Raw genomic sequence first — 20,880 nt, 5'->3', positions numbered from 1 at the left:
CTCGGTATACTTGCCATCATTTGAGCAAATAGGCAAAGCAATGGACGTATCAGAATTACTCGACGGCCTCAACGACAAACAGCGCGATGCAGTCGCCGCACCTCTGCAAAACATGCTAGTGCTCGCAGGTGCGGGTTCAGGTAAAACACGAGTACTCGTTCATCGTATAGCTTGGCTTATGCAAGTTGAGCACGCTTCTCCATTTAGTATCTTTGCAGTAACCTTTACCAATAAGGCAGCCAAAGAAATGCGTGCTCGTGTTGAAGCGACGCTCAATGGCCCTGTTGGTGGTATGTGGATAGGTACTTTCCACGGCCTTGCCCACCGCATGTTACGCGCCCATCACCGTGAAGCTAAATTACCAGAATCATTTCAAATTTTAGATAGCGATGATCAGCAACGAATGATCCGCCGTTTGCTCAAAGCCATGAATATCGATGAGAAAAAGTGGCCACCTAAGCAGTTAAGCTGGTACATCAGCGCGCGTAAAGACGAAGGGTTGAGACCCAAAGATATTCAAGCATATGATGTCAATGAGCAGTTGATGTTGAATGTGTATAGTGCTTACCAAGATGCCTGTGATAGAGCTGGCCTTGTTGACTTTGCTGAGATCCTATTGCGCTGCTACGAGCTATTACAGCAACAACCTACCTTGCTACGTCACTATCAACAACGCTTCCGTCATATGCTAGTGGACGAGTTCCAAGATACCAACAGCATTCAATATTTGTGGTTGCGCCTGCTTGCAGGTAGTGACAACAATATCATGATCGTAGGTGATGACGACCAAAGTATTTACGGCTGGCGTGGTGCAAAAATAGAAAACATCAAACGTTTTCTGGACGACTTTAACGCCGAAACGATCCGACTTGAACAAAATTATCGTTCTACTGCAACCATTCTAAAAGCATCCAATGCGCTCATTGAAAACAACGCGGAACGAATGGGTAAAAGTCTCTGGACCGACGGTAACCAAGGCGAGCCAATTTCAATTTACGCCGCTTTTAATGAGCTTGATGAAGCACGCTTTGTGGTTGGCAAAATTAAATCTTGGTTACAGGCTGGCAATGCGCTCAGCGACAGCGCCGTACTCTACAGAAATAACGCACAATCCCGAGTGTTAGAAGAAGCCCTACTTCAAGAAGGGTTAAAATACCGTATTTATGGCGGTATGCGTTTCTTCGAACGCCAAGAGATTAAAGATGCCCTGTCTTATCTTCGTATAATCAGCAATCGCAATGATGACGCAGCATTTGAGCGTGTGATAAACACGCCTACCCGTGGTATTGGTGATAAAACGTTAAGCCATATTCGCGATTGTGCGCGTCACGAATCACTCTCACTTTGGGATGCAGCCAAAGCCGTGCTTGCGCAAAAGCATTTAGCGGGAAGAGCAGCTACAGCGGTGACAAAATTTATTGAATTAGTCGAGCAGCTCGACGATAAAATTGCCGAGCTTGAACTGTCACAACAAGCGCAGACGGCCATTGAGCAGTCAGGTCTAATGGCAATGTATCAAGCCGAAAAAGGCGAAAAAGGCCGCGCTCGAGTGGAAAACTTGGAAGAATTAATCAGTGCTTGTGGTCAGTATGAACTGCCTATCGATGAAGATTTTACTTCACCATTACAAGGCTTTTTAGCCTATACCTCTTTGGAGGCAGGCGAAGGCCAGGCTGACGAACACGAAGACGCGGTACAAATGATGACGCTGCACTCGGCCAAAGGTCTCGAGTTCCCACTGGTCTTTATGGTTGGGGTGGAAGAAGGCATGTTCCCATCGCAGCAAAGTAATGAAGAATCGGGCCGCTTGGAAGAAGAGCGCCGCTTGTGCTACGTCGGGATGACGCGTGCCATGGATAAGCTTTACATTAGCCACGCAGAAAGCCGCCGCTTGTATGGTCAAGAAAAACATCACAGCCCTTCAAGGTTCTTACGTGAAATTCCTGAAGACTGCATGGAAGAAATTCGGATTAAAACACAAATTTCTCGCCCTGCTAACTCAGGTCGATTCAGCCCATCAATCAGTCATGCGACTTTTGAAGATAGCGGCTTTAATTTAGGCCAGCGTGTCCTGCATGCCAAATTTGGTGCAGGCACAGTGCTTAACTATGAAGGTGCTGGTGCTCAGTCACGCATTCAAGTTAGCTTTGATGATGTTGGTAGTAAGTGGTTAGTAACCGCCTATGCAAGACTTCAAGCACTCTAATCTGCCGCTATTACGCTCTCAGCTTGCCGATGCGCGCCATCGGCAACTCTTGCTTATCACCGGCAGCCAAGCTTGGTGCTACGCGCAGTGTCAGCAGCTACTAGCAAACTCAAACGATAATCTTATCCTAAGTAGCAGTAAGGCATTGGAAAATGCCGTTTGGCCTGAGCATTTACACCAAATACTCGGACAAGAATTTAGCAACTTAGTCTACGACGGCTTTAGTGGTATTGTGCCTAACAAAATCGCAGCTGCGGCGGGCACTGTAAAGGCAGGCGGCTTACTGCTGTTGTTACTTCCCGAATTAGATGCACTCGACCACTGGCTAGACCCTGCAATTACCCGCTGGTGCTCTGAGGGGCAAATACCCAAACATAGCTACTTTTTAAAAAGGTGGCAGCAACTCTGGCAGCAACAACCAGCTTGGCATATCAGCGAGCACTTTGGGGTTCAACTGCCCTCAGCGTATCTTGCTGCAAGTTCAGCGGTTTGCGGTATTGAAGAGCAACAAAACGTACTGGCACAACTCTCCACAGCATTGGAAAACCGGCAAAAACCTGTATTACTGAGCGCAGATAGAGGTCGGGGGAAGAGCGCGCTATTGGGCCTCTTGGCATCAAAGCACCCTACACAACAATTTGTTATTTGTAGCCGCCATTTCCATGCTCTACATAGTTGCTTTGACATGCTTGCTCAAGCACTCAATACCGAGGTTGATGTAAAAACGAAGAAGCTGGCTAATCTCAGCTATCTGGCACCAGATGCGTTACTACAACAAGCCTCTACGCTTGATAGCAATACGGTTATTTTGGTGGATGAAGCAGCCGCCTTGCCAGTTCCATTTTTAATACAAGTCGCTCAATTTGGTTTTCGCTGCATTTTTTCCAGTACCATAGTTGGTTATGAGGGTAATGGTAGAGGCTACACATTGCGGTTTAAGCGCTACTTGGAATCACATTACCCAAGTTATCTTAACTTCACCTTGTCGACTCCTATTCGCTACGCATCGGATGATCCACTAGAGCGGCAGATCAGGGATTTATTTGTACTCGAGTGTAAAGCGACATCACCCCAACTCACCTCGCCAACCACAATGCGTGCTATCGCACAGAGTGAGTTGTTAGAAAATAGCTCGTTACTTGAGCAAGTATTTTCACTACTCGTATTAGCACATTATCAAACCAGCGTGGATGATTTAAGGCAATTATTAGATGCACCCGATCTCCACTTACAGGGCGCATTTTGCAATAACGAGCTAGTAGGCATTTGCCTTGCTGTTATCGAAGGCGGACTCGCTGCAGATCTCGCAGGAGATATTCTGGTAGGAACGCGAAGGCCCGCAGGCCATCTCATGGCGCAGCAGCTAACGACAAGCTTTGGTGACAACCGCTTTGTCACCGAAAAAAGCGCTAGAGTCGTTAGAATAGCCGTACACCCAGATGTACAACAGCAAGGAATTGGCCGCCGCCTACTGGCTTCCTTTGAAACCACATTATCAAAAGATATCAGTTACATAGGAACCAGTTTTGGTCTTACAGCGCCGTTGCTTTCGTTTTGGTCACAGCGCCACTATCAGCCAATGAAACTGGGGTTTAAGCAAGATAAAGCCAGTGGCGAGTACGCAGTTTTGATGCTTAAAAAAGTCAGAGGCGAATTAGACAACACCTATACTCAAGTATTTAAACAAGCTTTTTTCTATCAGTTACGCTCGCACTATCAACAACTTGATACTGAGGTGGTTGCCGCTATATTAGCTACAATGCCCTTTAAAAGCATAACTAGTGAACAGCTGGATTATTTGTGCTATCTACGTAACAGCAATCCGGTCGAGCAACAAGTATGTCCTTTTTTATGGCAGCTGATCACAACCGATCCTCGATTGCTTAAAAACTTAACTAAAGTTTCCAAAGCATTAGTAATTCGTCTAATATTACAGCAACATTCGACCCAAGTCGTACTTAATTTGCTTGGGTTATCTGGTAAAAAAGCCCTCACCACAACGCTTAGAGAGACAGTGCGGCAAGTATATGAGTATTTTCGGTGTTAAGTTTTTACTATTCGTTTTTGCTTCTGCTGGACTGAATTTTACAGTATCCGCTCAACCTGTTGTGAAAATTGGTATGTCCACCGCACTTTCCGGGCCAGCAAAAGAGATAGGTCAACAACTAAGGGCTGGTGCCGAGCTACATTTTAGCTTTTATAACCAGCATAAAGCCGATGACGCCGCTGCAATTGAGTTGCAGGTGTTGGATGATGGCTATGAGCCACACAAAACCGTGACCAATGCCCGTAAGCTCGTTTATGAAAATAAAGTCGATGCATTATTTGGCGTCATGGGCACGCCCACATCTTATGCCATAAAGCCGATTTTAGAGCACTCTAAGGTTCCCTTTCTTATGCCATATACTGGCGCTGAGTTTCTTCAGGATCCTAATACTTTCAAGGTGTTTAACCTTCGCACTAGCTACAATAAAGAAGCGCAAGATATTATTCGCTACTTTATCGATGAACAAAAACTAAAGCGGGTGGGTTTACTCATACAAGCCGATGAATTTGGTCTAACCGTAGAAAAAAGCCTCACCAGAGCACTCGCGGAACGAGGATTAAAGCCCGTAGTAATAACACGCTTTAGACGTAATACTGATGATATTGAACGAGCCCTTGAACAAGCGCAACAGTATAAAATAGAGGGCTTTGCTATGGTCGGTACCTACACGCCACTGTCTAAATTTATTAATCGCGCCATGGAGGTTGGCCTTGAAACACAGTACGCTACGGTTTCATTTGCCTCCTCAAATGAGCTGTTTGCCAGGCTCAGTGGCAACCCCAAAGTTTTAGTCACCGAAGTGGTACCTGACCCTGCAATCTGCAAGGGCAAGCTTTGTGATACTTTCCGAGATGCTGTTCGCAATACGATGCTTTCCCATAACGAACAAGTTTTTGAGGGCTATCTCAATGCCTACTTATTGACGGCTGCTATCGAGCAATGTGAGCTGCCCATTGATAGCGATTGCCTACTAAACACATTACAACAGGAGTTGGAGCATAACACCGTTATTCGAGAGGTATTTATGCTCCAACCAGAGCAAAAGAAATTGCCAGTTTACCGCTCCTTTTTCCAATAATGTTCTATGCTTAGTTGATACTGACCATATGCGAGGCTGACATGGATTTAATTAACTTTCGCGTCGGGAAAAAAACAATATCACTGCAAATCCTCGATATTCTATTAACTGAGCGCTACGAAGAAAACTTAACAGACCTACCTAATGACAACCCAAGCTTTCTTGGTGTTAAGGATTATATGGGGATACCTACTCCTATATTCGATTTAGGGATCATTCTCAATAAACGCTCTTCTTATGAAACTAATCAAGAGCTTGTGGATATGCTCAAACAACGAGAGGAAGATCATAAAGAATGGCTACACGCTTTAGAAGCAAGTATTTTTAATGATGTCCCCTTCACTAAAGCTAAAGATCCTAGACAATGCGCCTTTGGCCAGTGGTTTTACGGCTTCAAAACTGAAAATGACGACCTAAAAGCACTTCTAAAGCGCTTCGAAGAACCACATGAAAAACTACATTCATTAGCAGATAAACTGTTGATGATGTGCGCACAGGGGCAAAAACAACAGGCCATAGAAACGCTCGCTCGTGAAAAGAGCACCACCTTTAATAAGCTGATGCGACTTTTTGAATCCGCCCGTGACCAAATCATGCTCGACCATAAACCCATTATTGTCTTTACCACTCAAGATGGCCGAAGTCCGCATATCGGTTTGCTAGTCGACAAGGTCGAAGATAACGTTCACTGTGACGAAAGCGATATTAAATCACTGCAGGAAATGACTAGTATCGGTTTTGAGATAGATGTTCAAACCAAAAAGTTAATGAAAGGTTTGGTCAAGATGGGAAAACGCCACAGCGTATTGATTGACCCCAGTGCCATTTTCCGCCCTGAACATTTACAAAGCTATGAGCCCGAAGAAACGGAAGAATACGGTTTGTTTTAGGTTTGGAAAATGGAATACAAAAAACGCCGCAATTTTTGCGGCGTTTTTTGTATTCTAAGTAACCTGCTTTCGAGATACGTTGTTATCCCAAGTCCAGGTTAACTATTATTTAGCTTGGCGGCTAGCGCGTTTACGCTCGCTTTCAGTCAATAACTTCTTACGAATACGGATGCTTTCAGGCGTTACTTCTACAAGCTCGTCGTCATCGATGAACTCAAGCGCTTGTTCTAGCGACATCACGATAGGTGGCACAAGGTTTTGTGCTTCGTCAGTACCTGCTGCACGTACGTTAGTTAACTGCTTACCTTTAAGTGCATTTACCGTTAGGTCGTTGTCACGGCTATGAATACCGATGATCATACCTTCGTAAACCTCAACACCGTGACCGATAAATAGACGACCACGTTCTTGTAGGTTAAATAGTGCGTTTGTTAGCGCTTTACCTGGTGCATTCGCGATTAGCACACCATTCTTGCGCTGACCAATGTTACCGCCTTTGTGTGGACCGTAATGCGAGAACGTGTGGTACATCAAACCAGAACCAGACGTTAACGTCATAAATTCTGTTTGGAAACCAATTAGACCACGTGCAGGCATCATGAAGTCCATACGCACACGACCTTTGCCATCTGGAGACATGTCAGTCATTTCTGCTTTACGCAGACCAAGCTGCTCCATGATAGAACCTTGGTGCTCTTCTTGACAGTCAATGGTTACTGTTTCGTACGGCTCTTCTAGCTGACCATCAACTTCACGTAGGATTACTTCTGGACGAGATACTGCAATCTCGTAGCCTTCACGACGCATATTCTCAATCAGAATACCCAAGTGAAGTTCACCACGACCAGATACACGGAAGCTATCTGGGTTATCGGTTTCTTCAACACGTAGTGCAACGTTGTGCACAAGCTCAGCTTCTAGACGCTCAAGGATATTACGCGAGGTGACGTATTTACCTTCTTGGCCTGAGAATGGAGACGTGTTTACAGAGAAAGTCATTGTTACTGTTGGTTCATCAACAGACAGTGGCGGTAGTGCTTCAACGTTATTCTGACAACAGATAGTATCAGAGATTTTCAGCTCACCAAGCCCTGTGATTGCGATGATATCACCCGCAGTTGCTTGCTCAACTTCGTGACGATCAAGACCTAAGTAACCAAGTACTTGGCCAACTTTACCGTTACGCGTCTTACCATCAGCACCTACAATAGTCACTTGTTGGTTAGGTTTAACTGAACCGCGTTTAATACGGCCAACACCGATAACACCTACGTATGAGTTGTAATCAAGCTGAGAAATTTGCATCTGGAACGGACCTTCAGGATCCGCGTTAGGCGCTTCAACTTCGTCTACGATAGCTTGGAACATTGGCTCCATGTTGTCAGACGGCTCATCTAGGTCAAGTGTTGCCCAACCGTTGATTGCTGATGCGTAGATCACTTTAAAGTCTAGCTGTTCGTCAGTTGCACCTAAGTTATCGAATAGGTCAAAAACTTGGTCCATTACCCAATCAGGACGAGCACCCGGCTTGTCGATTTTGTTGATTACAACAATAGGCTTAAGACCCTGAGCAAACGCCTTTTGCGTTACGAAACGCGTTTGTGGCATCGGACCTTCTTGTGCATCAACTAGTAGTAATACTGAGTCAGCCATCGAAAGAACACGTTCTACTTCACCACCGAAGTCGGCGTGTCCCGGAGTATCTACGATATTGATACGGTAGTCGTTCCACTTGATTGCGGTATTTTTTGCAAGGATGGTGATACCACGCTCTCTTTCAAGATCGTTAGAGTCCATCACTCGCTCTTCATTACCACCGCGCTGCTGTAATGTACCTGATTGCTCAAGTAGCTTGTCTACAAGCGTTGTTTTACCGTGGTCTACGTGCGCGATAATCGCGATATTTCTTAACTTTTCGATGCTCATATTATTACTCAGTGAAGTTGGCCCTCAGTGATCCTAGTCGATCTACGCAAAAATGCGCGTTGAGATTGCCCGATTGAGAATTAAAGGTCGCGTATTATCTACTATTAATGTGACAGATGAAAGTTTATCCAACATTTTTTTCAATAATCTAGCATGAATTTCTCTGGTAAAGAGGGCAGTAAAACGCGACTAGGTCGAGTCCGATTACAATACTTTGCTCGTCCGATTCTGGACTTAGCCCTTGCAAAAATACAATAAAGCCTATTAATATCATGGCAATAGCGTTTGGCACATACGTTGCTAAAGTACCAATCAAGGTGAAATATTAATAATAAACCATCGTGACACCTCACTGTACTTGGAGCAAATATGGTAACACATTCAATAAACATGGCTTGGCAACGGCTCAAACGTCATATCAGTTATACAGTCACTATTATTCTGACACTTGGGCTCGCACTAGGTGCTTTGGTGTCGACATGCAACCTCAATTATCAATTACTCGCAGCACCACTCCCTTATCCAGATGCGGAGCGGTTGATGTTGTTACGCGGCGCGCTAGTCGATGATAATAATGAAATAAAACAAAGCAACTTTATTCCGCACGCTGGAAGCTTAACGTCTTATGAGAAACAACCCCAATTCCCCGAGATTGAAAGCATAGCACTACAAAACATTAGTATTGATGTGGAGCAAAGCTTACCAAGTAGTCCTACATTTAATATCGGTGCCATCACCCCTGAGTACATGCAGTTACTTGATGCACCGATGGCACTCGGTCGCTACTTTTCCAGCGATGAAGGTCTAGATAGTCAGCAACCGGTTGCAATGATTTCATATTCTGTGTGGCAACAATATTTCGCTGGTAACCCTGATGTTTTAGAAAAAACGGTGGTTTTTAAAGGGGTAAATTTCAAAACCCTTTGCATGGACAGCAAAGACCTTCAGAAAACACAGTTTATATTGTTCCTGTGTGATGGAATTGGTAGACATCGGGGATTCAAAATCCCCCGCAGCAATGCGTGATGGCCCGAGTCCACCAACCTGCATCAAAAATTTGAAAAATAAAACCTTTTTCAAGACTGAAAGTCAACGTAATGTTAGTTTTTTGTGTTTTAGATTTGCCTTTTATACATTTTTGCTGTGATAAATACCCCCTCGAGACTATCTTCATAGCCCTATAACTAGTCTAAAATTCTACTTCTCTGGTTTATATTTTTTCTTTTGTCTGTGCTTATTCTGTGCGTGATAAAAACCAACGAAAGTTATCTCTAGCAAACTTGAGGCGATTCAATGTTATTGCCAGCCACTTAAAGTTTATGTCAATTCCTATTGTGGTCTGAGCAAACAAAAGAGAGAATACGACCCTTGTTTCTTCTTTCTACTGGTTATAAGATCAGTTGCTGGTCGTCAGTATTCACTTTGGTTTGAGAGAGTATGTTAGCAACATTAAAAGAGCTAGATTGGGATTTCAAAGATTCACGACAGAGCAAAGGATTGCATAGTATCCACCCGTATCCAGCGAAGTTTATTCCTCAGATACCTTCTCAAATAATAGACACATTGGGATGTCCGGATGGTGTTATCTTAGATCCTTTTTGTGGTTCGGGCACTGCACTATGCGTTGCTCAATCTAAAGGTTATGAGTCTATCGGGGTTGATTTAAATCCTATAGCTTGCTTGATTAGTAGAGTAAAAACAACGCCATTGAGCACTGACTTTGTTGACGCATATCATCATGCTTTACAAGTTGCAGTAGAGCTTGAAGTAGATGTGAGTAGTCTTAGTAATATCCCAAATATAGATCATTGGTTTAAAAAAGAAATACAGATTGAAGTTCTAAAGTTAAAAACTGCAATTGGCTTATATCGAGACAACACCGTGATATTTGATGCTTTAAGAGCTGCCTTATCTAGCATTATAGTAAAAGTTTCTAATCAAGATAGTGATACACGATATGCTGCGATTGATAAAAATATATCTCCTCAGAAAGTATATTCGTTATTTGAAAACTCATGTATAAATCTAAGTCAAAATCTCATTGATTTTGATGGTGTGTCTTCATCAATAATTATAAATAAAGATATTTTGAAAGTATCAAAGGATGACATACCTAAAAAAGTTGGCCTTTTAGTGACGTCCCCTCCGTATCCAAATGCTTATGAATACTGGCTATATCATAAATATAGAATGTGGTGGCTAGATTTTGATCCTCAGTCAGTGAAAAAATCTGAGATAGGCGCTAGAGCTCATTTTTTCAAGAGAAATCATCACACAGCAGAGGACTTCTTTCATCAAATGAAAGGCACTTTATCATTGGCTAATGATGTTTTAATTGATTCTGCTTATGCTGCATTTGTAGTAGGGCGTTCAAAAATACATGGTGAAGTGATTGATAATGCTCAGCTTATTATTGATGGCGCAGAAGAGTTGGGATTCAATATTATCGGTCGGTTTGATAGAAATATGAATAGTAATCGAAAGTCTTTCAATTTGTCTCATGCAAATATTAAAAAAGAAACGATTGTTGTGGTTCAGAAAAAATGAAAATAAGATTGAACCATGTAAACTATAAATTATTGGGGTATGAAATCGAACTTCTTGAGAGAGAAGTCCAGCGCTTAGTCACTGAATGCGATGGACATGTTTTGGAGTCTTCAGAGGGGCGTTTTCATAAATTAGAAGTTCCAGATGTAAAAATAGAGCTTTTGAATAAGCTAGTAAAAGGATTAACTTATATACAGAGTGTTAAAGTTTACGATGGGGATTACTTTATTGAACAGCCATTGCAAGCTATATACGAAGCAAGTTGTCATAAGACGGGCGGGCAAAAACGTCAAACGACTCGTTATGGTGCACATGGTTTGCATGAATACAAAGGAAAGTTTAATCCTCAAATAGTATCAGCAATAGCAAATTTATTCGATTTGTCACCTTGTGACAAAGTTCTTGAGCCTTTTTGCGGTAGTGGAACAACGCTTTATCAAAGTGAGTTGATAGGGATGAAGTCTAATGGCTTTGATTTCAATCCCTTAGCGGTTTATATCACAAATACAAAGTTAGCTTCTTTGGATTTAGATGCTGAACTGGTGTTAAATGAAATCAAGGTAATTGTTGAAAAGATTAAAATAGACATCAAGCAATATGATTTCAATTTTGAAAAAAACGAGCGAACTGATTATCTTCAAAAATGGTTTGATGTAGAGCAATTTGAGAAAATTGAAATTCTAAAATATGAGTTGGAACGTTCCAGTATTAATAGTGCAGCAAAGGATGTATGTCTTTGCGTGGCAAGTGATCTAATTCGTGATTATTCGCAACAGGAACCAGCAGATCTTCGCATACGTAGACGCAAATCTCCTTTACCCGAAGTCTGTTTTTTTAATGCACTGTTGTCAAAGGTGGAAGATTTTTTAAAGCGTGTAAAATCTATCTCCCCTTATGTTGTAAATGTTAGGAATAACTCGAAAGCATTCAATATAGATATTAGGGATGCTGAAAGTTTAATTGATTTTGTTGATTTTGACGCTGCTATTACAAGTCCTCCATATGCAACAGCCTTGCCTTATATTGATACCCAGCGGCTTAGTTTGATTTGGTTAGGATTTGCTTCTCCAAAGGAAGTGAAAGTTTTGGAGAATAATTTGATCGGTTCTAGGGAGTTGACGAAAAAAGAAGAACGTTTTCTTCGCGAGCAGCTTGAAACTAATGCCGACAGTATTCCAGATGAACTGCATTTACTATGTTTAGATATGCTGAAATCACTGGGAGATACTGATGGTTTTCGAAGACAGGCAATGCCATACGTTGTCTATAGGTATTTTGTCGACATGAAGTTAATGTTTACCAATGTTCTTAAAATGCTAAAGCCAAAGGGAAAATTTGGTTTGGTTGTTGGTCATAACCAAACAACATTAGGTGGTAAATTATTCCTTTTAGATACCCCAAATTACTTGAAAATAATTGCTGAGAGTGTTGGTTGGGTTTCTTTAGAAAATTTAAAATTAGATGTTTATAAACGTTATGACTTACATAAAGCCAACTCAATCAATGTTGAGACCTTAGTCACATTACAAAAGCCTGATTAAAATACTAAAAAAAAACAATAGGCACTTTGTGCCTATTGTTTTAATCATATAATACTCATAAATCTAGATGTTTCAATAAAGCCATAACGCTTTCCCCTATTACCTATATGTGTAATAGCATGGCTATCAAGCATATTAAATGCGTGGTGGTATTGATTTATTATTCTTAACTCGTAGTGGTCATCAGAGATTCTGCTTAGGCAAGCTAAGTCACCTGGTGCAGCGATGCCCGAGTATCTTAGTGCTCCAGTTCCTAGCCTAAAGTCGAGATTATTCTCAGCTTCAAAAGTGACTCTTTCTTCTCTTCGTATTCCTAAGTCTATGTAATCAAGTGTAATTAGAGTTGATAGAGTACCTTTCCATCCTCTAGCATTCCGAATTGTTAAAGGAGGGAAAAAGTCGAAACAATCCTTACTTAGCCAAAAGTATTGGCTACCCAATCCGGCTTTTTCCCCTCTCCCCGATTGAATTCTATTCGTATCGGTTGGCACCAAGGATACAATCAGTGTTTCTTGTTCATCCTCACCTATTTGAATATTGTGAGGTGATTCATCATAGAGAAGATTCCAAAATGGAGCATATGGAGTGTTTAACGTACACCGATGATATTGCCAATTTTGATCGAGTAGTTCATGTATGAAGTGGTTCCAATTGAAATTACTTGCGTGTAATGTTGCGTCATCTAAATAAACTGACGCTTCAATGTTTTGTGATAACCCCGGACCTGTGAAGTTACCCGAGCTTATCGTTGCCGCTTGATAACCATCGTTAGTAAGAAAGCCATAGCACTTGGCATGAAGTAAGCGCTTTCGGTTAATCAGGTATACTGCAGCGCCACATTCAAGTAGCGCATCGACGACTTGTTTACTTGATAGGCGTTGACTGGTACTACCACCCAAAATAGCTACTACAGATCCCCCTGCTTCAGTATGCTCTTTTAGTGATTTATAGAATCGAGCTCCACCGTTGTAGTTTGAGAAACCTGATACGATGAATATTGTCCCATTACCTGGTGTTAAGTTTCTTATCCACATATCTTCAAGAATGGGTCTTAATCCGGTTAGACGACCCGTAGAATAGACATTTGGATGAACTGCAAATTCAATCATTTATTCTAGCCTTTTATTATCATTCTGAATTTAATGCATATTTCAGTGAAAATAATCCCACATATTGATTGATGGGTTCAATAGTCATTATGCAATTTCGAAAGCGAGTCATAGTTTAGCTTCATGGAGTGAGTTTTTAAGGTGTGGAAGTCTCAAGCCATGCAAAAGATAAGAGTGCAGCACACTTACTATCAGTGATGACCGGATAATCATAATATGGAAGTTGTTCAGGGGGCTCAATATAACTGCCGATGGTGAGTGTATATCTATTTCGAAACCTCCGTGGCGAACTATGGACAAACGCGATGGTTAGATGTGTTTCTGCTGCGTTATCTAACAGCACATTTCATGCCGATAAGTTACCATGGATTCCGGTGTAAAAATAACTTTAAGCTATTGTTTATAAACGGATCTACCTTTCTGGTTTTGGATTCAAAATTATTGGTGTAACAGCCTCACAATTTGACGAACCAGTGCATTCAACACCACACTGGTATACTGATGTTTGGCTAACCTATGACTACAACGATTCACTGGCTACTCAGTGGCAACGTAACAACATTCAAACCTACCAAATTCTAAAATTACATAAGTCAGCAGACTCTCAAACAGCACAGCTGTCTCTGGAAAACTGGTTTAATGAGCAGCTACATCAGCAAACCAGAGGCATGCAAGATTTCGCAAATAATAGAGTCAAACTGGAATTAATCCCGTTCAAACCTCTTATTGTTGGCGATGCCTCACAGGTTAGCCAACTTAGCTTGACCGCTGCCCCACATATCAGAAATGAAAAAATTGGCTTTATCTTTCAGTCATTCAACTTAATTGATGAGCTGACAGTCTACGATAATATCGCGCTGCCATTGCGTTATCGTAAAACCCCGATGAGCAATGCCGATATTGATCACGCAGTAATGAGCTGTCTGACAAAAGTAGATATGGCACACCGCGCAAAACATCGCCCAAACCAGCTTTCAGGTGGGCAACAACAAAGGATTGCTATTGCCCGCGCACTCGTCGGCAACCCTGCATTACTGCTTGTTGACGAACCTACAGGTAACCTTGACTCAAAAAATGGTGATGCCGTTATGGACATGTTGAAAACGCTAAACCTAGAAGGGACGACATTACGTATGGTGACGCACGACCCTCGATATGCCGATATGGCGACACGCAAACTACACCTTCTAGATGGCAAAATACTGGCCCCCCAAACACACACTAACGCCAACACAGTCGTTGACACGTTTTAGTCCATGATGGAAGCGAGGAAAGTAATATGCTTGTCAAAGACATGAGTGCCAGTCTGCACTCTCTGAGTAAAGTTAAAGTATTTACCATCACGATTATCTCTACGCTAGCACTCACACTAGGTACGCTCGTGGCGATGTTTAATTTAAACTTTACTATTCTCTCTGCGCCGTTGCCTTACCCCAATGCAGAGCAGCTTTACGTTTCAAAAGCAGTGCACTATATCAAGGATAGAGTGGAGTTTGATGATTTCACTCCGATACCTATGCTACTTGAGATCTATGAAAGTGAAAAAACGCCGGAGTCGCAAACCGCCCTCTTTGGCTATTCCGAAGAGGTGGTTAGAAGCAAAGTTGAAACGCCGCAAGTCAATACCACTTATATCACCCCTGAATTTATGCCGATGCTAGGATTTACTTTTCACTTAGGCCGTGGACCGAGCGCAGACGAAGGCCTTAACTCAATGCAGCCAGTCGCGGTATTGTCCTATCAAGCTTGGCAAAAATATTAGCCGCCAGCGGGGTTGTTACTAAGCCCGCATTATACTCGCTGAGAAGTAATTAGCTTCGATTAAATTAACTCCCTGAAGGCAGGGCGTCTCCCTCAAGGCGCCTTGCTTTTTTATTAAAACACGACCCCTGATCCCAGCTATCGAATTAAATTAATTTTTGCTTTGTTGCGCTTCATAATCTATACCAATACTCCAAACACTTACTCGAAGATAGAGTGACTATCGCAGGGAATCGCTTGCACCAATATTGCGCACCATCATGAAACATTTACGCACCAAGTTAGTGCAACAAGCTAATCCCTAAATTTCCCAAAAGTTAAAAATCAATATTTATCAAAAACTTAAAAACATGGCACAGATCAAGCTTATTTGTGTGCAATTGCAGTACATTGCAGCAAAAAATAACCCAACGAGTCGGAGGACACATGTCACAATCGGTTTTAGATTTTATTAAAGAGCACGACGTAAAATTTGTTGATTTACGTTTCACAGATACAAAAGGTAAAGAACAACACGTATCGATCCCACATCATCAAGCCGATGAAGACTTCTTTGAAGACGGCAAAATGTTTGACGGCTCATCTATCGCTGGTTGGAAAGGCATCAACGAATCTGACATGGTACTTATGCCTGATGCAGAAAGTGCTAAGCTAGACCCATTCGCAGAAGAAACAACGCTTATCGTTCGTTGTGATGTGGTTGAACCAAACACACACCAAGGTTACGAGCGTGACCCACGTTCCGTAGCTAAACGCGCTGAAGAGTTCATGCGTTCAACGGGTATTGCAGACACCGTATTATTCGGCCCAGAGCCTGAGTTTTTCTTGTTTGACGATGTTAAATTTAAAACTGACATGTCTGGCTCAATGTACAAAATCGATGCTGAAGAAGCGTCTTGGAACTCAGACAAAGACTACGAAGGTGGTAACACAGGTCACCGTCCTGGCGTAAAAGGTGGTTACTTCCCAGTAGCACCGGTAGATTCGTCTAATGATTGGCGTGCAGCTACTTGTTTAGTACTTGAGGAAATGGGCCACGTTGTTGAAGCGCACCACCACGAAGTAGCAACTGCTGGTCAAAATGAGATTGCGACTCGCTTTAATACTATGGTGACTAAAGCAGACGAAATCCAAGAGATGAAGTACGTTATCCACAACATGGCTCACCTATACGGTAAGACAGCAACCTTTATGCCTAAGCCAATCGTTGGTGATAACGGTTCAGGCATGCACTGCCACCAATCACTTGCTAAAGACGGCAAGAACATCTTCGCAGGCGACAAGTACGGCGGTCTATCTGAAGAAGCGCTTTACTACATTGGTGGTATCATTAAGCATGCTAAAGCAATCAATGCATTCACTAACCCAGCAACAAACTCTTATAAGCGTCTAGTACCAGGGTTTGAAGCGCCAGTTATGCTTGCATACTCAGCACGTAACCGCTCAGCATCAATCCGTATTCCGGTGATCCCATCAGAGAAAGGTCGTCGTATCGAAGTACGCTTCCCAGATCCTGCGGCGAACCCATACCTAGCTTTCGCAGCGCAGTTGATGGCTGGTCTTGACGGTATCCGCAACAAGATCCACCCTGGCGATGCAATGGACAAAGATTTATACGACCTACCAGCAGAAGAAGCAGCAGAAATCCCAACGGTTGCAGCATCACTTGATGAGGCCCTTGCTTCTCTAGATGCTGACCGCGAGTTCTTAACTCAAGGTGGCGTATTCACTGACGACTTAATCGACGCGTACATCACACTTAAGTCGAAAGAAGTTGAAAAATTAAACATGACAACTCACCCAGTTGAGTTCGAAATGTACTACAGCGTTTAAATCGCTAGCAGACTACTACGCTCAGTACCGCAGTATTGAGCTTGTAGAGCCAAAACTCATTATGCGTTTCTGGCACTCTTAATCATATGTGTTCTCAAGCCCGTAATTACGGGCTTTTTTGATTTAATTCAAAAGCTTAAATGAAGTCTATTTTATGTTGTCATTATGGGAATTATTCATTTCTAACTCGCAATTCCAACTGCTCTATACTACAGTATGAACAGTAGTTTACTGTGGAGAGTTGTGGTGCGTCAGTGGTTTCTTATAATTTCGGTTAGCATGACGCTAGCCCTAACAAGCATTGATGCTGCAGCTGAGTCCAACCCAAAAATCTATCGCTGGAAAGACAAAAACGGCCATTGGGTCTATTCGGATGTACCGCAACCTGGTTCAAAAGAAGTCAAACTCAACGCCAGCGCCTTAACCATGCCAAGTGTTGATACTAAAATTCTCGAACAAACGGATACAACACCAACTATCCAATATACAACTAAAATCACTTCTCCTGAGCATGAACAAACAATCCGCGACAATAGTGGCAGCGTATACGTGACGGGCACAGTAGAACCAAGATTTACCCAAGGGTTGAGTGTGCAACTGTTTCTCGACGGTGTAGCGACAGGTCCAAAACAAACAAATACCCAGTTCGCTTTACGTGGCATCAATCGCGGCGAACATTCTTTGGTTATCAAAGTGTTTAACCAAAAGGGAACCTTAGTTGCCCAAAGCGATACCCATAAATTCTTTTTGCACCGAAATACCGTGAATAATTAATGGTTTATTTCCTACTTACACTGGCTTTCAACTAGTAATTGTAAACACGCCATGCTTATCCCCTCTGGTATTAGAGAGGCTGAATTTGACAACTCATGATGGTCAATCCACAACCTTTGCTCACCCACCTGAACTTGATAGTAGACTTCAGCCTTTGTGTGCAGTAAATATTTATCTCGCCAATTAGGTTGAACAACCCGCATCACACCTGTAAGGGTAGTTTTCTCGCCATTCGTAACTCGATGTACACTCGCGGCTTGAGGAGGAAAGCAGTTAATCTGTTCGGTAACATACTTAGCGCTTTGAAAGTCACACCCGCTCATGCAGAACGTGACAAAAAGGCTCCCCCCACAAACACATGCTAGATGTATTTTTTGACACAAAGCATTAATAATCTCGGCACCTTAAAGTTGGCATGCTTTATTAATAACAAGTTTAGGATACGAGCTCGAAAACCCCTAGTTTCTGAGCTTAGGTGATAATTTACTTCAAAGCATACAAAGCTGTGCTATTCTCATTGCACCACATTGGTGCACGGTGAACATAAATGGATCAACATAACTCGATTGACTTGGATAAAATTTGGCAATCTCTCTCAACCGCGATTTTAGTGCTCGATCAAAATTTAATGATCCACTATGCCAACTATAGCAGCAGTGAATTACTAGGACTCAGCACTAAGCGGCTTGTCGGACTGGCGATTGATAGCGTGTTTAATCATCATCATATTGACTTACCGAGGCTCTCTAAATACGTGCTACAAGATGGCGTAGACTGCCAGCAACACAGGGTAGACGTGGTATTCGTAGATAATCGTGTTGCAACACTAAGTCTGCATGCCAGACGAGTTTACCTTGCGGACAAGGCGTATATTTTAGTGGAATGTCGCCGTGTTGATGATGCCCTGCGTTATGATCAAGCATCCAATCAAATGCACCAATTTCAGGCAGCTCGAAACCTCATTCGCGGTCTTGCTCATGAAATAAAAAATCCACTTGGTGGGATCCGCGGTGCGGCGCAATTATTGCAGTACGAAACTGATCAACAAGAACGGGAAGAATGTGCCACGCTCATTATTGAGCAAGCAGATAGATTGCGCGAGTTGGTAGATAGATTGCTTGGACCCAATCAGTTACCACAAAAAGAGCCGTGTAATATCCATCTGGCGTTAGAATCGGTGATTAAGTTAACCACCTTGGAGCGCGATGCGGATATCACCTTGGTAAAAGATTATGATCCCAGTATTCCGGCCATCGTGATAGATCAAGCCAAAATTCAGCAAGTTCTGCTGAATATGCTGCGCAATGCCCAACAAGCACTACAGCATGATGGTACGATCACCATAACAACGCGCATTAAACACCGTCTTCATCATGGTGAGCGACTATTGAAAAAAGCATTGCTCATCCGTATCAGCGACAACGGTCCAGGGATCGCCGATGAGGTAAAAGAGACATTGTTCTTTCCGATGATCACGAATAAAGAAGGAGGCTCTGGACTTGGGCTCTCTATCGCGCAAACTTTGGTAGAGCAACACCAAGGATTTATCGAATGCGATAGCTGGCCAGGACACACTGAGTTCAGTATCTACCTTCCCTTTGACAACACCGAAACAGGAAACGTGCAATGAAATCAGTTTGGTTAGTCGATGATGACGCTTCAATCCGATTTGTTTTAGAAAAGGCATTAAAGCGAGCTGAGTTTGAAACCGAGAGCTTCGCCAGTGGTCAAGATGTATTGACGGCACTGGAATATGAGCAACCTGCGGTGCTGATCTCAGATGTACGTATGCCTGGTATCGATGGCATGGCCTTGTTAGATAAAATTGCAGGGCTCTACCCTAGCCTACCTGTGATCATTATGACCGCACACTCGGACTTAGACTCTGCGGTCAACGCATTTAAAAAAGGGGCGTTTGAATACCTCGCCAAACCTTTCGACTTAAACGAGGCCGTTTCCCTTGTGCAACGTGCATTTCGTGCAGGCCAGCAAACTAAAAAACAAAAGCGCCACAGTGAAAAAGCCAATAGCCCCGACATTATTGGTGAAGCCCCTGCTATGCAGGAAGTGTTCCGTGCTATCGGTAAACTTTCCGCGTCAAGTATGAGCGTATTGATTAACGGCGAATCAGGCACGGGTAAAGAGCTTGTGGCAGGCGCGCTGCACAATCACAGTCCGCGCAAAGACGCTTCTTTTATCGCGCTCAATATGGCCGCCATCCCCAAAGATCTCGTCGAGTCTGAATTGTTCGGCCATGAAAAAGGCGCTTTTACTGGCGCTGACAGCATGCGCCGTGGCCGCTTTGAGCAAGCCGACGGTGGCACCTTATTTTTAGATGAAATCGGTGATATGCCACTGGACGTACAAACTCGGCTATTGCGCGTACTCGCCGATGGTGAGTTTTATCGGGTTGGTGGTCACAACAGCGTGAAGGTCGATGTCCGTATCGTCGCGGCTACCCATCAAGATTTAGAGACACTGGTAAAGCAAGGTAAATTCCGTGAAGACTTGTTTCACCGCCTAAATGTCGTCAGGTTAAAACTACCAGCCTTACGTGAACGCCCTGAAGATATCGCCGCACTGTGCGATCACTTTCTTGCAAAAAGCGCCAAAGAGCTAAAAGCCGAGCCAAAAATCATCTCCAAACATGCACTGCAAAAAATGCAAGCATATCACTGGCCTGGCAACGTTAGGCAATTGGAAAACACCTGCCGCTGGTTAACGGTAATGGCGCCGGGCGAACTTGTCACCCCTGCGGATCTGCCCGAAGAGCTAGAAAAGCCACAACAGATTGACGCCTTAGAACATGGCAATTGGTTGGACGCATTCCAAACGTGGTTAGACTCAGAGTTACGTAAAGGAAAAGACCATATTTGGCCCGATGTACAGGCACAATTAGAAACACGACTGATCAAATCAGCACTCAATGCCTGCCATGGCCATAAGCAAGATGCGGCGTTAAAGATAGGTTGGGGGCGCAATACGTTGACCAGAAAGCTAAAAGAGAGAAATATTCAAGATTAGACGACAAGCTGAGTATTATGACTCAGCTTTTTCCCACTACTCCAGTTCCCAAAATGAATAATATCTGATTGAAAATCATACAAACAACCAGTAGCTTGGACTATGCCGTATCTTGTGACTCGGCATAATACCAATTGAATTAAT

15 protein-coding genes are annotated in these 20,880 nt (G+C 43.0%); 13 read left to right on the top strand and 2 right to left on the bottom strand.

Features of this window, described 5'->3' with window-relative positions; all coding sequences use genetic code 11:
• Window positions 1–40: 40 nt before the first annotated feature.
• Genes uvrD through CWC03_RS03175 form a run of 4 tightly spaced genes read left to right on the top strand, consistent with a single transcriptional unit; the run spans window position 41 to window position 6,221 of the window.
• The gene (gene uvrD, locus CWC03_RS03190; RefSeq protein WP_138580545.1) at window positions 41–2,206 is read left to right on the top strand and encodes a DNA helicase II; all 2,166 of its coding nucleotides are present in this window, start codon (window positions 41–43) and stop codon (window positions 2,204–2,206) included.
• Window positions 2,184–4,253 (top strand): tRNA(Met) cytidine acetyltransferase TmcA domain-containing protein, encoded by a 2,070-nt coding sequence (locus CWC03_RS03185; protein WP_138580544.1) that lies wholly within the window; start codon window positions 2,184–2,186, stop codon window positions 4,251–4,253. The genes uvrD and CWC03_RS03185 overlap by 23 nt, the downstream gene beginning before the upstream one ends.
• A complete protein-coding gene (locus CWC03_RS03180; RefSeq protein ID WP_138580543.1) occupies window positions 4,234–5,331 on the top strand; it encodes an ABC transporter substrate-binding protein in 1,098 nt (365 codons plus the stop codon). The genes CWC03_RS03185 and CWC03_RS03180 overlap by 20 nt, the downstream gene beginning before the upstream one ends.
• Before the next feature lie 41 nt (window positions 5,332–5,372).
• On the top strand, window positions 5,373–6,221 hold the full coding sequence (locus CWC03_RS03175; protein WP_138580542.1) for a CZB domain-containing protein: 849 nt from the start codon (window positions 5,373–5,375) through the stop codon (window positions 6,219–6,221).
• Window positions 6,222–6,326: 105 nt separating this feature from the next.
• Here the strand turns inward: CWC03_RS03175 and typA are convergent, their stop codons facing one another.
• Window positions 6,327–8,147 (bottom strand): translational GTPase TypA, encoded by a 1,821-nt coding sequence (gene typA / locus CWC03_RS03170; protein ID WP_125251358.1) that lies wholly within the window; start codon window positions 8,145–8,147, stop codon window positions 6,327–6,329.
• Between the two features lie 369 nt (window positions 8,148–8,516).
• Here typA and CWC03_RS03165 point away from each other — a divergent pair, with 369 nt between their 5' ends.
• The 3 genes from CWC03_RS03165 (at window position 8,517) to CWC03_RS03155 (ending at window position 12,235) form a co-directional block, all read left to right on the top strand.
• Window positions 8,517–9,173, top strand: coding sequence for an ABC transporter permease (locus CWC03_RS03165; protein WP_249313933.1), 657 nt, complete (start codon window positions 8,517–8,519; stop codon window positions 9,171–9,173).
• Between the two features lie 411 nt (window positions 9,174–9,584).
• Window positions 9,585–10,694 (top strand): DNA methyltransferase, encoded by a 1,110-nt coding sequence (locus CWC03_RS03160; RefSeq protein WP_138580541.1) that lies wholly within the window; start codon window positions 9,585–9,587, stop codon window positions 10,692–10,694.
• Window positions 10,691–12,235 carry a TRM11 family methyltransferase gene (locus CWC03_RS03155; protein ID WP_138580540.1) on the top strand — a complete coding sequence of 515 codons (1,545 nt, stop codon included), beginning with the start codon at window positions 10,691–10,693 and terminating at the stop codon, window positions 12,233–12,235. The genes CWC03_RS03160 and CWC03_RS03155 overlap by 4 nt, the downstream gene beginning before the upstream one ends.
• A 44-nt stretch (window positions 12,236–12,279) precedes the next feature.
• On the opposite strand, the gene CWC03_RS03150 is transcribed toward CWC03_RS03155, so the two are convergent.
• On the bottom strand, window positions 12,280–13,344 hold the full coding sequence (locus CWC03_RS03150) for a restriction endonuclease (RefSeq protein ID WP_138580539.1): 1,065 nt from the start codon (window positions 13,342–13,344) through the stop codon (window positions 12,280–12,282).
• Between the two features lie 473 nt (window positions 13,345–13,817).
• Between CWC03_RS03150 and CWC03_RS03145 the strand changes: the two genes are divergently transcribed.
• The 6 genes from CWC03_RS03145 (at window position 13,818) to ntrC (ending at window position 20,736) form a co-directional block, all read left to right on the top strand.
• The gene (locus CWC03_RS03145) at window positions 13,818–14,597 is read left to right on the top strand and encodes an ABC transporter ATP-binding protein (protein ID WP_249313932.1); all 780 of its coding nucleotides are present in this window, start codon (window positions 13,818–13,820) and stop codon (window positions 14,595–14,597) included.
• Between the two features lie 26 nt (window positions 14,598–14,623).
• Complete coding sequence (locus tag CWC03_RS03140) at window positions 14,624–15,106, top strand: hypothetical protein (RefSeq protein WP_249313931.1); 483 nt, start codon at window positions 14,624–14,626, stop codon at window positions 15,104–15,106.
• 425 nt (window positions 15,107–15,531) lie between these two features.
• Window positions 15,532–16,938 carry a glutamate--ammonia ligase gene (gene glnA / locus CWC03_RS03135; RefSeq protein ID WP_138580538.1) on the top strand — a complete coding sequence of 469 codons (1,407 nt, stop codon included), beginning with the start codon at window positions 15,532–15,534 and terminating at the stop codon, window positions 16,936–16,938.
• Between the two features lie 246 nt (window positions 16,939–17,184).
• On the top strand, window positions 17,185–17,712 hold the full coding sequence (locus tag CWC03_RS03130; protein ID WP_249313930.1) for a DUF4124 domain-containing protein: 528 nt from the start codon (window positions 17,185–17,187) through the stop codon (window positions 17,710–17,712).
• A 547-nt stretch (window positions 17,713–18,259) separates the two neighbouring features.
• Window positions 18,260–19,342 carry a nitrogen regulation protein NR(II) gene (glnL, locus tag CWC03_RS03120; RefSeq protein WP_138580536.1) on the top strand — a complete coding sequence of 361 codons (1,083 nt, stop codon included), beginning with the start codon at window positions 18,260–18,262 and terminating at the stop codon, window positions 19,340–19,342.
• Complete coding sequence (gene ntrC / locus CWC03_RS03115) at window positions 19,339–20,736, top strand: nitrogen regulation protein NR(I) (RefSeq protein WP_138580535.1); 1,398 nt, start codon at window positions 19,339–19,341, stop codon at window positions 20,734–20,736. Before glnL ends, ntrC begins: the two co-directional genes overlap by 4 nt.
• The last annotated feature ends 144 nt before the right edge of the window (window positions 20,737–20,880 follow it).

It is taken from the genome of Pseudoalteromonas sp. S2755 (assembly GCF_005886535.1).
In the GTDB taxonomy this organism is placed as follows: domain Bacteria; phylum Pseudomonadota; class Gammaproteobacteria; order Enterobacterales; family Alteromonadaceae; genus Pseudoalteromonas.
Note: the sequence above shows the minus strand (reverse complement) of the source record. Positions and strands in the feature narration are given on the sequence as shown.